Origin of the sequence: uncultured Pseudokineococcus sp., assembly GCF_947499845.1 — a bacterium.
Taxonomy (GTDB): Bacteria; Actinomycetota; Actinomycetes; order Actinomycetales; family Quadrisphaeraceae; genus Pseudokineococcus.
Window position 1 is genome coordinate 19,332 of record NZ_CANMPM010000005.1, and the last position, 13,854, is coordinate 33,185.

The window sequence follows — 13,854 nt, forward strand, 5'->3', positions numbered from 1 at the left end:
TCGGGTCGGTGTTCCCCGCTGCGCCGTCCGGGAGCCGGCGCAGCGGGGCCCGCGGCCACCGGGAAGGGAGGCGGCGGGCGGTCAGCGGGCGGCGGTCGCCGCGTCGAGGGCCGAGCGCAGGTCCTCGGCGTCCGCGTCCGACATCTCCCAGTCGCCGGCGGCGGCGTTGGCGGCGACCTGCTCGGGCCTCGTCGCCCCCGCGATGACGGACGACACCTCGGGTCGGGCCAGCAGGCCCGCGAAGGCCACGTCGAGCATCGACCGGTCGCGCTGCTCCGCGAAGGAGGCGACGGCCTCGGCGACGTCGAACGCCTCGTCCGTGAGCCAGCTCGGGCCCATGTCACCGGCCAGGCGCGTCCCGTCGGGGGCCTGCTCGCCGCGGCGGTACTTGCCGGTGAGCAGCCCCGACGCCAGGGGGAAGTAGGGGAGGAAGCCGACGCCGTGCGCGGCGCAGGCGGGCAGCAGCTCGGCCTCGGCGCCGCGGCGCAGCAGCGAGTACTCGGACTGCTCGGACACGAAGGGGGTGAGGTGCGCGGTGCGGGCCGTCCACGACGCGTCGGTGACCTGCCACGCGGGCAGGTTCGAGGTGCCGAGGTAGCGGACCTTGCCCTCGGTGACCAGCTCGCCCATCGCCGTCAGCGTCTCCTCGAGCGGCGTGACGCCGTCGGGGCGGTGGTACTGCAGGAGGTCGACGTGGTCGGTCCGCAGCCGGCGCAGCGATCCCTCGACGGCGCGGCGCAGGTACCGCCGTGAGCCGCGGGCGCCGAAGTCGTCGCCGTAGAGGCCGCCCATGTCGAGGCCGAACTTGGTGGCGAGGACGACGTCGTCGCGACGGCCCTCGATGGCCCGGCCGAGCGCCTCCTCGGAGGCCCCCTGCCCGCCGTAGACGTCCGCGGTGTCGAAGAAGGTGACGCCGTGGTCGAAGCAGGCGTCGACGACCGCCGTCGTCGCCTCCTGGTCGAGCCGGCCGCCGAAGTTGTTGCAGCCCAGGCCGACCGCCGAGACGCGCAGGCCGCTGCTGCCGAGGTTCCTCATCCGCATGCGCTCGACGCTAGGCGGGCGGGGTGCGGGGCGCCTGTCCGACGGGCGTCGGTGGTCGAGGCCGCCGCGGGCACCCGTCGTGTCGAACACGTGTTCGATCCGTTGTCGGTGGTCGCCCCTACGGTCGTGGGTGTGGAGGACGAGGCGGTGCCGGGGCCGGGCGCAGGGGTGCCCGACGCCGTGCCGGACGCGGTGCTCGGCGTCTCCCCGGGTGGGGCGGAGGCGCTCGCGGCGTTGCGGTCCGCTCTCGACGCAGGGCGTTCCGCGGTGGCGGGTCTGGGGCTGTGGTCGGTGGTCACCTCGGACCTGCGGGCGGTGCTGTCCGAGCTCGAGGCCTTGGTGCGCGTCGCGCAGGCCGCGCAGGTGCTGGTGCTGGGGGAGGTCGCCGCCCGGGGGGAGGCGCTGGTGCCAGGCGGTCTGACGCCGGGTGAGCGGGCCGTCCTCGCGCGCTCGCGGGCGGGGGACGGGCGCGGTGAGCTGGCGGCGGTGCTGGGTGTGCACCCGGCGACGGCGGCGCGGCGTCAGGCGACGGTGGCGTTCGTCACGGGGTCGGGCCTGCCCGCGCAGCGGGTCGCCCGCACCGGTGGGCGCGGGGCCGGGCTGGGCGAGGGCGCGGCGACCGCCGCAGCGCTCGCCCAGGGACGCCTCAGCGCGGAGGCCGCGGACGTGGTCGCGGGGACGGTGCTGGACCTGCCCGAGCACTACGGGCCGGTGGGTCGGGCGGCGGTGGAGCGGGTGCTGCTCGAGCACGCCCCCGAGGTGTCGTTGACCACGTTGCGGCATCACGCGGCGGGGTTGCTGGCCCGCGCCGAGCTGTCCGAGGCCGGCGAGGACGCCCTGGTCGAGGGCGGTGACCTGCTGGGGCGGCGGGAGGAGCGGGCGCACCGGCGCCGGGAGCTGTACTGCTCGCCCGACCTGACCGGGACCTGGCACCTGAGGGGCCGCCTGGCCCCCGAGGCCGGCGCGGCCCTCATGACAGCGATCGAGGCCCTCGCTGCCCCGGAGCCGTCCGGGGAGCAGGGCCCGGACCTGCGCTCGGCGGCGCAGCGGCGCGCCGACGCCCTCGTCGCGCTGGCCGACAGGGCCCTGTCGGCCCCGCCGGGCAGCCCCACCGGGGTCCCCTCCGAGGGTGGGGCCCGGGCCCGGGTCGTGGTGACGATGGACCTGCCCGCGCTCACCGGGGCCGTGCGGGGCGCTGGTCTGCTGGCTGACGACGCCCCGTTGTCGGCGGGGGCGGTTCGGCGGCTGGCGTGCGACGCCGAGGTCGTGCCCGCGGTCCTGGGGTCGCGGTCGGAGCCGTTGGACGTGGGCCGGGCCGCCTACACCGTCACACCCGCCCAGCGCCGCGCCCTCGCGATCCGCGACCGCGGGTGCATCGCCCCCGGCTGCGACGCCCCCGTGAGCAGGACCCAGGCCCACCACGTCGTGCACTGGGCCGACGGCGGACCCAGCGACCTGTCCAACTTGGCTCTGGTGTGCGGGCACGACCACCGCCGGATCCACACCGGTGCCCTGGTCGCCCACGGCGTCGACGGCCGCCCCGTCATCACCCGCGCCGGCGACCCCCCACCGGCCACCGCCCCACCACCGTGGCGGGCACGCCTGGAAGACCTCGCCGACGAGCTCCACCACCCCGACGGCCCCGACGACCCCGACGGCCCGGACGACTCCGGCCGCCTCGACGACCCGGACGACCCCGGCCGTCCCGATGATCAGGCTGCTGCCGAGCCCGAAGCCGCTGTCGAGGCCGGTGGGCCCGTCGTGCCCGGCCTTGACGTCGAGGTCGGTGGGCACGTCGACGTCGCTGCTGTGACCGACGAGTCCCGCGCTGTCGCCCGCTCGACCGCCCACGGCGACCACCCGCCGACGGATCGGGTCGCCGACGGGACCACCGGTGAGGCGGGACACGTCGACCTCCACACCGACGCGGCGCAGGACGCGCCCCCGCGGCCGGGGGCAGACCCGTAGCCCGGCTCGCGGGCTCTCTCGCCCGAAGCGTCGGAGGGGATGCGTCCGCCTCCCGGCCGCGGCGTCGGCGGTCCGGCCGCAGCGACGACGCAGTCGCGCCAGGGGTGATCCACAGATTGTGCAGAGGTTGTGCATCCGGCGGGCGAGGTCGGCCGGAAGACGGGGTGCCAGTGCCCGTCAGACCTCCCGGCGGCTCCCGCCGGGCACCGACCGACAGGAGCGACACCCATGGCCACCACCACGTCCCGCGTCCGCAGCCGCGCCCGCGCCCTCGCCGTCACCGCCGCCGGCGCCCTCGTCGCCCTGGGCGGTCTTCCGGCCGCGGCGTCGAGCAGCGGCGACACCGCCACGGTGACGGTGTTCCACGGCGTCCCGGACACCCCCGTCGACGTCTACGCGAACGGCGAGCGCCTCCTCGACGACTTCGAGCCCGGCACCGTCACGGACCCGCAGCAGCTGCCCGCCGGCTCCTACGACCTCGCGGTCTACCCGGCCGACACCGAGAGCGTCGAGGGCGTGGACCCGGTGATCAGCGCTGACGGCGTCGAGGTGCCCGCGGGAGCGAACGTCACCGTGGCGGCCCACCTCACCGAGAGCGGCGACCCGACGCTCACGCCCTTCGTCAACGACACGTCGGCCGTGCCCGCGGGCGAGGGCCGCGTGACGGTGCGCCACACGGCGGCCGCGCCGGCCGTCGACGTGCTGGCGGACGACGCCGTGATCATCGGCGGGCTCACCAACCCGGACGGCGAGTCGCTGACGACGGCGGCGGGCACCGTGAGCGCCGCGGTGAACCTCGCCGGGACGGACACCACGGCCATCGGCCCGACCGACCTGACCGTCGCCGAGGGCGCCTCGACGATCGTCTACGCCTGGGGCTCGGCCGAGGCCGGCAACCTGGCCCTCGCGGTGCAGACGATCGACGACCTGGGCTCCGACCCCTCGGGCGTGCCCAGCGGGCTGGGTGACGCCTCCACCGGCTTCCCGGCCGGCCTCGCGGCCCTGACGGCGCTGGCCGCCGGCGGCGCCGTGCTCGTGTCGGTGACGATGGTGCGTCGTCGTCGCGCCGACCAGGGCGCCTGAGCCGGAGGTACCCGAGAGGTCGGACCCGGGGGCCGGTCGCCCGAGGACCGACCCCGACGACCGGTGCCCGGTGACCGTCACCGGCGCCCGACGTCGCGCCCCCGCGCGCGACGTCGGGCGCCGTCCCCGGTAGCGCCCGGGAGCACCACCACGAGCACCACCACGAACGGGGTCGCGCGAGCGCGACCGGACGGACGGACGAGGGCGGAGGAGCCGTGGCACGCAGCACCGGAGGCGACGACCGCCGTGCGGCGACCCCGCGGCGCCTGGCCGCGGTGCTCGCCGCCTGCCTCGCCGTCGCCGTCGGGACGCCGCTGGCCTGGGCGCTCACGCGCCCGCCCGCGGCCGTCGGCGAGGGCCTGCCCTCGTCGGCACCCCGGCCCACCGTCGGGACAACCGGGACGACCGGGACGACCGGAGGGGCGACACCCGGTCCGCAGCGGGAGCGGGGCGCTGCGCCGGACCCGCCTGGCGACGCGGCGCCCGCCGTGCCCACGCGCTGGACGGACGTCGCCCGCGACGCCAGCCCCGCCGCCGTGGCCGCCCGCCGGGCGCCGGCGGCCGCCGCGCCGGTCGAGGTGCGCATCCCCGCGCTGGACGTCGTCGCCCCGGTCGACGCCCTCGGCGTCGACGAGGACGGCGCGATGGCCCTGCCCGACGACGTGAGCCGGACCGCCTGGTACCGCTGGGGCGCCGCCCCCGGTTCCGGGGCGGGCAGCGCCGTCGTGGCCGGTCACGTCGCCGCGGCCGACGGCGAGCGCGGCGTGCTCGCCGGCCTGACCGAGCTGGGGCTGGACGACGTCGTCGAGGTCGTGCGGGCCGACGGCACCGTCGTGCCCTACCGCGTGACCACGCGGGAGGCCGTCGAGAAGACGGCCCTCCCGGTCGCCGCGCTGTTCGACGAGGACGGGCCCGAGCGGCTCGTGCTCGTCACCTGCGGCGGCCCCTACCTGCGCGACGTCGGCGCCCACCGGGACAACGTCGTCGTCGTCGCCGAGCTCCTCTGAGGCCGGCCCGTGCGCCGGCGGTCCGCTCCCGACGCCCCGGGAGCCGCCGTCGGCGCGGTGCCCGACCCGCTCCCGGGGTGCCCCCGGCCGCTCGCGCTGGCTACGGTCCCTGCCGTGGCGGCTGAGCGGGGGGACGGCGTGGGCGGGCTCCCCGGCGCCCTCCCGCGCGCCACGTCCGACCACGGTCCGCTCCCGGCGACCTCCGCCCGCGGGGCCGCCCCCGAGGGGAGCGACCTCCCCCCGCCCGGGAGGGAGCCGAGCTCCGGCTCGCCACCCGGGCCGTCCCCGGGCGAGTGGTGGCCGGACCTCCCGCCCCCTGACGCCCGGCCCCCCGACGCCCGACCTCCCGACGTCCGGCCTCCCGACGCACGGCCCGAGGACACGAGGCCCGAGGGCACCCGGGCCCGGCAGGCCCCGCCCGGAGACGCCGGCGCCCTCGACGCGGAGCCCTCCGGCACGGCCCTCGACGACCAGGCTGCCCGCGACGCGGAGCTCGCCGCGGCCTTCGCGGCCGGGTCCGAGGACGGCCTGCGCGGCGCCTTCGAGCGGTGGTCGCCCCTCGTGCACGGCCTCGCCGCCCGCGCGCTGCAGGACGCCGCCGAGGCGGAGGACGTCACGCAGCAGGTCTTCGTGGCCGCGTGGCAGGGGCGCGAGAGGTACCGCCCCGCCGACGGGCCCCTGGGGGCCTGGCTCACGGGCATCACGCGGCACAAGCTGGCGGACGCGCACGCGGCCCGCGAGCGGCGCCGCCGCGTCGTCGAGCGCAGCGCCGGCGTGGCGCCGCGCGAGCAGGGGCCGGGCGGGCCCGACGAGCACGTGCAGGACCTCGTCGACCGGGTCGTCGTCGCCGAGCACGTGGCCTCGCTCGGCGAGCCCGCGCGGAGCATCGTCCGGCTGGCGTTCTTCGCCGACCTCACGCACGTCCAGATCGCCGAGCAGCTCCGAATGCCCCTCGGCACGGTCAAGAGCCACATCCGGCGCGCGCTGCGCCGCATGCGCGAGCAGATGGAGGAGGGTCGCGATGCACGCTGACGACGACGCCCTCTGGGCGCTCGCGCTCGAGGCGCACCCCGGGGAGCACGACGACGCCGACCCCGGCTCGACGACGGGCCCCTCGACGGGCTCGGCCACGGGACGAGGCACCCCCGGCGGCGCGGCGGACGTGCCGGCGGGTGGGAGCTCCGAGGACGTCGACGACCTGCGCGCGCACGTGGAGGGCTGCCCCGTCTGCTCGAGGGAGCTGGCCGCCCGTCGCCGGGTCGTCGCGGCCGGTCGCCGCCCGCCGCAGCACCTCGAGCTGCGCCCGCCCCAGCGGGTGCTCGACGGCGTGCTCGCCGAGGTGGGCCTCGCCCGGTCCTCGGAGGGCGCACCGGGCGGCGGGGGCGCCACCGCAGGCGGCGGCCGCCCGCCGAGCGCGCCGGTCGCGACGGCGGGAGCCCCGGTGCCCGCTCCGCGGGCCCGCGGGCCGGTCACCGGGCGCTCGCGTCGGGCCCTCGCCCTGGCCGCGGTCGTCGGCGTCGTCCTGGGCGCCGGGGCGGGCGCCGCCGTCACCGCCGCGGCCGGGAGGGCGGAGGAGGGCGGCGTCGTCGCCCGGGCGGACCTCGAGCCCCTCGGGGCCACGGGGGCCCGCGGGACGGCCGTGCTGCGCGCCGGGGAGCGGGGGGACGTCCTCGAGGTCGACCTCGAGGGCGCGGGCTCGGGCCGGGGCTCCTACGAGGAGGTCTGGCTCCTCGACGAGCCGAGCGGCGGGCTGCTGTCCCTGGGGGCGCTCGTCGACGGCCACGGCGTCTTCACCGTGCCCCCGGGCGCCCTGCCGGCGGAGCAGGAGGTCCAGGTGGACGTCTCGCGCGAGGCCCTCGACGGGGAGCCGACGCACTCGGGGGACAGCCTCGCCCGCGGTGCGCTCTCCACCGGCGCCTGAGCGCCCGCACCGGCGCCCCTCCCGAGGCCCGCCGGGGCCCGTACGGCCTCTCGCGGTCGGCCGCGTTGACGGCGGGCTGTACAACTGCAGGGGGAGAGCGCCGCGGCGCCCCCGCGCCCGCGTGGCGCACGATCGACGACCTGGAGGTGGACATGAGCGTGAACGTGGTGATCCTGGCGGCGGGCATGGGGACCCGGCTGGGCCGGCCCCACCCGAAGCCGCTGACGGTGCTGCGCGACGGCAGGACGATCCTGCGGCAGCAGCTGGACCACATCAGCGGCGCCTTCGCGGACGACGCGCGCGTGTCCATCGTCGTGGGCTTCAAGAAGCGGCGGCTGCTCGAGGCGGCCGCGTCCGAGGCGAGCTTCGTCTTCAACGAGGAGTTCCAGCGCACGAACACCTCCAAGAGCCTGCTGCGGGCGCTGCGCATGGCGGCCCCGGGCGGGGTGCTGTGGCTGAACGGCGACGTCGTCTTCCAGCCCGGGCTGCTCGACGCCCTCGTCCCGCACATGGCCCGCGGTTCCTTCGTCGCGGTCAACACCGAGCGCGTCGCCGACGAGGAGGTCAAGTACCTGCTCGACGAGAGCGGGCACATCAGCGCGCTGTCCAAGCAGGTCGTGGGCGGGCTCGGCGAGGCCGTGGGCATCAACTACGTGAGCGCGGAGGACCGCGAGGTCCTCGTGCGCCACCTCGCGGCCGCGGGCGACCAGGACTACTTCGAGAAGGGCATCGAGGACGCGATCGCCCTCGAGGGCATGCGCGTGCGGGCGGTCGACATCTCCGAGTTCGGGGTCGTCGAGGTGGACTTCGCCGACGACCTCGAGCGCGCGAACGCCCTCTGAGCCGCCGCGAGGACGCCGGTCGCAGCGTTCCTCGCTCCGGGATGCGCCGCGCGAGATCAGGGCCATGCTCGGGGGGACGAGGGCTGACGCCCTCCCTCCGCCCCTGACGGGGCGACCGCTGCGCTCCCGCTGGGGGCGCTGCTGGCTCCAGCACCGGGGCCCGCCGGCGGACCGCGCGGCGCACGGCGCCGCCACCAAGGCGAAGGAACCCATCGCATGGCCATCAGCGAGAACCAGCTCTCCGACCTCTACGACGCCACCGTCGTGTCCACCACCGACGGCAAGGTCGGCAAGGTCGGCACCGTCTACCTCGACGACGACACCCAGCAGCCCAGCTGGGTCACCGTCAAGACCGGTCTCTTCGGCAGCTCGGAGTCCTTCGTGCCGCTCGACGCGGCCGAGCTCTCCGGCGACGAGGTGCGGGTGTCCTACAGCAAGGACCAGGTCAAGGACGCCCCGCGCATGGACACCGACAGCGAGCTGACGCCGGAGGAGGAGGACGAGCTCTACCGCTACTACGGCCTCCGCCGCGGCGGCGACGACGCGGGCACGCGCGACGCCGGCACGGCCGGCACCAGCACCGTCGGCACCGGGTCCCCCGGCGCCGGGGGCGGCGGCACCGCCGCGCGCAGCGGGACCGACGCCGACGCCTCGACCACGGGGACGGCCGGCAGCGGCGCCCCCGGCCACGCCGACGGCCGTGACGACGCCCGCACCACCGGGGGATCCGCGACCGGTCAGCGCGCCAGCGGGGCCGGGCACGACACGAGCGGCCCCGACACCGACGACGCGATGACGCGCTCGGAGGAGCGCGTGTCCTTCGGCACCCAGCAGCGCGAGAGCGGCCGCGCCCGCCTCCGCAAGCACGTGGTGAGCGACCGCGTGAGCGAGGACGTGGCCGTGAGCCGCGAGGAGGCGGTCGTCGAGCGCGAGCCGATCACGGACGCCAACCGCGGCGACGCCGTCTCGGGCGGCGACCTCACGGAGGAGGAGCACGAGGTCACCCTCCACGAGGAGCGCGCGGTCGTCGACAAGGAGACCGTCCCCGTCGAGCGCGTGCGCCTCGGCACCGAGACGGTCGCCGACACCGAGACCGTGAGCGCCGACCGGCGCCGCGAGGAGATCGAGGTCGACGGCGACGCCACCGACGGCGGCACGGCGGGCCGGGGCACCGGCGACGCCGACCGCCGCTGACCGCCACGGGCGAGGGCGAGGGGCGTCCCCGCTCCTCCGGCACCGGCGACCGCTCGGCCGCCGGTGCGGCCGAGGTGGTCCTCTCGGAGGAGCGGGCGGTCGCCCGGCGGCTCCGCGTGCCCGTCGAGCGGGTGCGGGTGGCCAAGCGCATCAGGACGGAGACCGTGCGCGTGGAGGTCGACGTCGAGGTCCGGCGCGAGGAGCTCGTCGTCACGAGCGCGCCGGTGCCGCCCGAGGAGGGCGAGCGGCTGGCCACCCGGGTCGACGACGCGGGCGCCGCTGCCGGTGAGGGCGCCGAGCGCGGCGCCGCACCGGCGGGCGACGAGCGGGTCGTCCTCGTGCTCTCCGAGGAGGTCCCCGTCGTGGGCGTCGAGACGAGGGCCGCCGAGCGGGTGACCGTGGCCGTGCGCCGCGTCGAGGGCGTCGAGCGCGTCGTCGTCGACCTCGACCGCGAGGTCGTCGACGTCGACGGGGCCCGAGGGGCCCCCGCCGGCACGAGCACGACCGACCAGCACCACTGACCAGACCAGCACCACCGACCAGCGCCGACCGGCGCGACGAGGAGGACGACGTGCAGATCCCCAAGCAGCAGGTGATCGACTTCATCAAGAGCAAGGTGGGCGGTGACAAGGCGGGCCAGGCGGACTCCGAGCTGCCCGACCAGGTCGACACCGACCGCGACGCCGGGCTGCTCCAGAAGTTCGGCGTGGACCCGAAGGAGCTCCTCGGAGGCTCCGGCGGCGGTCTCGGGAGCAAGCTCGGCCTGTGACCGCAGCCCCGCGACGGCGGGGAGGGGGCCCGGCGCGACGCGCCGGGCCCTCCGCGCGTCATGGGGCCCACCGCGTCAGCGGACGCCCATGTCCATCCCCAGCCGTCCCGCGACCGCCCGCGCGACCTGCAGGGCGCTGAGCCCCGTCGTGCGGACGACGACGTCGGCGCGCAGGTGGAGCCAGGCCCGGGCCCGGGCGTGGCGCTCGAGCTCGCGCAGCCGCGGGCCGACGGCGACGCGGGCCGCGCGCACGCGCGTCCGGACCTCCTCGTCGTCGGCGTCCAGCTCCACGAGCACACCGTCGAGGCCGGCGCGCAGGAGGCCCGCCTCGACGACGCCCCACAGCCGCTGGTCCAGCACCGGTCGCGCGACGACGAGCCGCTCGCTGCGCCAGGCGGCGAGCTCGGCGGAGGCCGTGGCGAGCAGGCCCCGCCACCCCGGTGACGCCTCGAGCACCGCCAGCGCGCCCGCGCCGGCGTCCCCCACGGCGTCGAGCGGCCCCGGGTCGACCACGCGGGCGCCGGGCAGCACCGCCCAGAGCTGGTCGGCGACCTCCTCGGCGAGCCCCGGCGCACCCGTGAGCCACAGGACCACGTCACGAGCGTAGGAGCGGCGGGCGCCGTCCGCCGTCCGGGACGAGCGGCCCTCCCGCGCGGGGTCTCGCACCCCGTCACGGATCGACCCGGTCGCCCGGGCCCGTGCCGCCCGCGCCGCCCCTACGGTGCCGGGAGCGAGCGCACGACGCCGACGCCGAGCCGACGGCCGCCGGCAGCGCCTCCCTCCAGCCCCGGAGCCCCCGTGACGACGACGTCAGCGCACCCCGCCGCGATCCTGGCGACGGCGACCCCCGAGCCCGCGGGCTCGCCCGGCTTCCTCCTCGCCGTCGCCGCCGTCGCGATCGCCGTCCTGCTCGTGCTCATCATCAAGGTGCGCCTGCACGCCTTCTTCGCGCTGACGATCGTCAGCGCCCTGACGGCCCTGGTCGCGGGGGTGCCCGTGGGCGACCTCGTCGAGACGCTCCAGACGGCGCTCGGCGGGACCCTCGGCCAGGTCGCGCTGCTCATCGGCTTCGGCGCCGTCCTCGGCCGGCTCGTCGAGGTGTCCGGCGGCGCCAAGGTCCTCGCCGACACCCTGCTCGACCGCTTCGGGGAGCGCCGGGCGCCGCTGGCCCTGTCGGTCGCCTCGCTGCTCTACGGCTTCCCGATCTTCCTCGACGCGGCCTTCATCGTCATGCTGCCGATCATCTACTCGGTGGCGCGACGCCTCGGCGGCTCGCTCCTGCTCTACGCGCTGCCCGCCGCGGGCGCCTTCCTCACGATGCACGCCCTCGTGCCGCCGCACCCCGGCCCCGTGGCCGCCTCGGGGCTGCTGGGCGCCGACGTCGGGCTCGTCGTGGCCGTGGCCCTGCTCGTCGGCCTGCCCACCTGGTACGTCGCGGGCCACCGGCTCGGTCTCGTCCTGGCGCGGCGCACCCGGTCCTTCGGCGTGCCCGACCTGCTCGGCTCGGCCGACCCGGACGGCGACCTGCCGCGCCCGTCCTTCGGCGTCGTCCTGCTCGTGCTGCTCCTGCCCCTCGTGCTGATCTTCGCCAACACCGGCGCGTCGACGCTCGCCGAGGCCGGGGCGCTGGACGGCGACTCGTTCCTCGTCGAGGTGCTGACGACGGTGGGCGCGACGCCGATCGCCCTGCTGCTCACGACGGTGCTCGCCATGGTGCTGCTCGTCGTCGTCCCCCACCGCGGCGCGGTGGGCGCGCGGCTCGAGGACCTCGTCGACGGCGCCTTCGCGCCCGTCGCGTCGATCATCCTCATCACGGGGGCGGGCGGGATGTTCGGCGGGGTGCTCACCGCCACGGGCATCGGCGGCGCGCTGGCCGACAGCCTCGACGCCGTCGGGCTGCCCGTCATCGTCGCGGGCTTCGTCATCGCGGTGGCCCTGCGGGTGGCCCAGGGGTCGGCCACCGTCGCCGGCACCACCGCCGCCGGGCTGCTCGCGCCGGCCGTCGAGGCCGACGGGTCCCTCACGGGCGTGGCCCTCGCCTGCGTCGTCGTCGCGACCGTCGCCGGGGCCATCACGTTCTCCCACGTCAACGACTCGGGCTTCTGGCTCGTCGGCCGCTTCCTGGGGCTCGACACGGCCACGACCCTGCGGACGTGGACGGTGCAGGCGACCGCCGTCGGCTTCCTGGCCTTCGGGCTCGTGCTCGTGCTCTACGTCGTCGTCACCTGAGGGTCGTCGTCACCTGAGCGTCGTCGTCACCTGAGGGGCGGCGTCACCGGGAGGTCGTCGTCCCCCGGGGTCGTCGCCACCCGGTGGCGGCCGAGGGGCCCGGGGCGTCAGGCCGCGGGCAGGGGCGCCGAGGCGCCGACGGCCGAGCCGCGCACCAGCGGCACGCCGAGGGCGCGCAGCGCGTCGAGCTGGCCGGCGGTGGTGACGTCGCGGACCACCAGCCGCGCGCCGACGCTCCGGGTGACGGCGAGCAGCGCCCGCACGAGCTCGGGCCGCACGTGCGCGCCCCCGTCGCCCTGTGCTCCGTCGGGGGGCGGGGCGCCGTCGGGGGGCGGGGCGCCGTCGAGCGTCCCGGCGCAGACGCTGACGAGCGGCGGGCCGAGCCGGAGCGCGTCGACGAGCCCGGACGACGGCGTCCCGGCCCCGTCCACGGCGAGGACGGCGCCGGCCGCCCGCAGCCGGCGCGCCCGCTCGTACGTCGCGCCGTCGTCCGCAGCGCCGTGCCCGACGGCCACCCAGAGCCCCGAGGCCGCGTGGTCGAGCAGGAGGTCCAGCACCCCGGGGCGCTCGAGGAGGCCCCGGGACACCGCGACCGCCAGCGCCGTCCCGGGCGGCTGCCGGCCCTGGTGCCCCAGGGCTCGGCGCAGGCAGGCCAGCTCGACGTCCTCGGCGAGGCCGTGGGCGCCGACGACGTCCCCGACGGCCGCGCCGTGGCAGGCGGCTGCGTGGAACGCCGCCGCGAAGGCGCGAGGACGGTCGGTGGCCAGGTCGACGACCGGCTCGAAGAGGACGTCGACGTCCTCCCCGCGCGCGAGGGACCGCACGGCGCGGTGGTGCTCGAGGGACGACAGCGGTGCACCGCGGGAGGCGCCTGCGGTCGGCGCCGAGGTCTCGGAGGCGGCCGCGGGCCGGCGCGCGAGGCCGAGCGCGACCGACAGCGCCGACGCGAGGCTCTCGAGGACGGCGGGCGCGTCCGGGCCGATGCGGTCGTCCGGGGCGCGGCTGAGGCAGCAGAGCATCCCGGCGACGTGGCCGTCGTCGTCGTGGAGCGGCGTGCCGACGTAGCTGCCGATGTCGTGGGCACGGGTGACGGGGAGGACGGAGGCGAGCGGGTCGGCGCCGGCGTCGGGAATCCACCGCGGGAGGCGGCCGGCGGCCACCTGGCCGCAGATCGTGTTCGCCAGCGGTGTGCGCCGACCGACAGCCCCGCGCAGCAGCGCCGAGCGGCTGCTCGTGGCCACCGCGACCTCGTCGAGCCCCTCGTGGAGGGTCACCAGCGAGGCGTCCATGTCGACGGCGATGCGCGCGGCGTCCAGCAGTCGACGGACCTCGGGGCGCTCGCGGGCGCCCGCGTGCGCGCTCATCGTCACTCCCCGTGTCGCTGCCGTCGTCCCCGGCCGAGGAGACTACGCGGCGATGCGGGCCGGTCGCAGCCCGCCGTCCGACGGTGGGGGGTGGGCGCGCTGCAGGTCTTCACGTGCGGGCGGAGCGTCACCGCGTCACGGGGCGACGCCGCGGCGGGCCCCGGGCACGGGCCGCGCCCACCACGCGCGCGCCCGCCCGGCGGTGAGGCGGACGCCCACGAGCGCGGCGACCGCCAGGCCGGCGAGGACCTGCACGGCGACGGTGGGGCCGCCGGTCCCCGCCAGGACGAGCGACGCGACGGAGGCCAGGACCATGGCGACGGCGCAGGAGGTGACCGGGGCCAGCGCCCGGCCCCGGTGCTCGCGCTGCTGCAGGTACACGGCACCCTCCCCGCCCTCGTCGGGCGCCGTCGGCCCGTCGTGCCACCACTGTGGG

General features: G+C 77.8%; 14 protein-coding genes. 10 read left to right on the forward strand and 4 right to left on the reverse strand.

Going from position 1 to position 13,854, the window contains the following annotated elements; all coding sequences use genetic code 11:
* Positions 1–81: 81 nt before the first annotated feature.
* Complete coding sequence (locus tag Q0789_RS06550) at positions 82–1,041, reverse strand: aldo/keto reductase (protein WP_298803356.1); 960 nt, start codon at positions 1,039–1,041, stop codon at positions 82–84.
* A 132-nt stretch (positions 1,042–1,173) separates the two neighbouring features.
* Between Q0789_RS06550 and Q0789_RS06555 the strand changes: the two genes are divergently transcribed.
* From Q0789_RS06555 to Q0789_RS06595, 9 genes are all read left to right on the forward strand, one after another.
* Positions 1,174–3,009, forward strand: a complete 1,836-nt coding sequence (locus tag Q0789_RS06555; protein ID WP_298803358.1) for an HNH endonuclease signature motif containing protein — start codon at positions 1,174–1,176, stop codon at positions 3,007–3,009.
* A gap of 228 nt (positions 3,010–3,237) precedes the next feature.
* Entirely contained in the window at positions 3,238–4,092 is an 855-nt protein-coding gene (locus tag Q0789_RS06560; protein WP_298803360.1) for a DUF4397 domain-containing protein, read from the forward strand.
* 215 nt (positions 4,093–4,307) lie between these two features.
* Positions 4,308–5,099 carry a class F sortase gene (locus Q0789_RS06565; protein ID WP_298803362.1) on the forward strand — a complete coding sequence of 264 codons (792 nt, stop codon included), beginning with the start codon at positions 4,308–4,310 and terminating at the stop codon, positions 5,097–5,099.
* Between the two features lie 114 nt (positions 5,100–5,213).
* Positions 5,214–6,131 (forward strand): sigma-70 family RNA polymerase sigma factor, encoded by a 918-nt coding sequence (locus tag Q0789_RS06570; RefSeq protein WP_298803364.1) that lies wholly within the window; start codon positions 5,214–5,216, stop codon positions 6,129–6,131.
* A complete protein-coding gene (locus Q0789_RS06575; protein WP_298803366.1) occupies positions 6,121–7,020 on the forward strand; it encodes an anti-sigma factor in 900 nt (299 codons plus the stop codon). The genes Q0789_RS06570 and Q0789_RS06575 overlap by 11 nt, the downstream gene beginning before the upstream one ends.
* A gap of 152 nt (positions 7,021–7,172) precedes the next feature.
* Positions 7,173–7,862 carry an NTP transferase domain-containing protein gene (locus Q0789_RS06580; protein ID WP_298803367.1) on the forward strand — a complete coding sequence of 230 codons (690 nt, stop codon included), beginning with the start codon at positions 7,173–7,175 and terminating at the stop codon, positions 7,860–7,862.
* 216 nt (positions 7,863–8,078) lie between these two features.
* On the forward strand, positions 8,079–9,056 hold the full coding sequence (locus Q0789_RS06585; RefSeq protein ID WP_298803368.1) for a PRC and DUF2382 domain-containing protein: 978 nt from the start codon (positions 8,079–8,081) through the stop codon (positions 9,054–9,056).
* On the forward strand, positions 9,053–9,577 hold the full coding sequence (locus tag Q0789_RS06590) for a DUF2382 domain-containing protein (protein WP_298803748.1): 525 nt from the start codon (positions 9,053–9,055) through the stop codon (positions 9,575–9,577). The genes Q0789_RS06585 and Q0789_RS06590 overlap by 4 nt, the downstream gene beginning before the upstream one ends.
* A 50-nt stretch (positions 9,578–9,627) precedes the next feature.
* Positions 9,628–9,825 carry a hypothetical protein gene (locus tag Q0789_RS06595; protein ID WP_298803370.1) on the forward strand — a complete coding sequence of 66 codons (198 nt, stop codon included), beginning with the start codon at positions 9,628–9,630 and terminating at the stop codon, positions 9,823–9,825.
* A 75-nt stretch (positions 9,826–9,900) separates the two neighbouring features.
* On the opposite strand, the gene Q0789_RS06600 is transcribed toward Q0789_RS06595, so the two are convergent.
* Positions 9,901–10,419, reverse strand: coding sequence for a hypothetical protein (locus Q0789_RS06600; RefSeq protein ID WP_298803372.1), 519 nt, complete (start codon positions 10,417–10,419; stop codon positions 9,901–9,903).
* Positions 10,420–10,656: 237 nt separating this feature from the next.
* Here Q0789_RS06600 and Q0789_RS06605 point away from each other — a divergent pair, with 237 nt between their 5' ends.
* The gene (locus Q0789_RS06605) at positions 10,657–12,054 is read left to right on the forward strand and encodes a GntP family permease (RefSeq protein ID WP_363326099.1); all 1,398 of its coding nucleotides are present in this window, start codon (positions 10,657–10,659) and stop codon (positions 12,052–12,054) included.
* Positions 12,055–12,161: 107 nt separating this feature from the next.
* Here Q0789_RS06605 and Q0789_RS06610 read toward each other — a convergent pair whose 3' ends face one another.
* Entirely contained in the window at positions 12,162–13,418 is a 1,257-nt protein-coding gene (locus Q0789_RS06610) for a GAF domain-containing protein (RefSeq protein ID WP_298803376.1), read from the reverse strand.
* Between the two features lie 135 nt (positions 13,419–13,553).
* A complete protein-coding gene (locus tag Q0789_RS06615; RefSeq protein WP_298803380.1) occupies positions 13,554–13,799 on the reverse strand; it encodes a hypothetical protein in 246 nt (81 codons plus the stop codon).
* Positions 13,800–13,854: the final 55 nt, after the last annotated feature.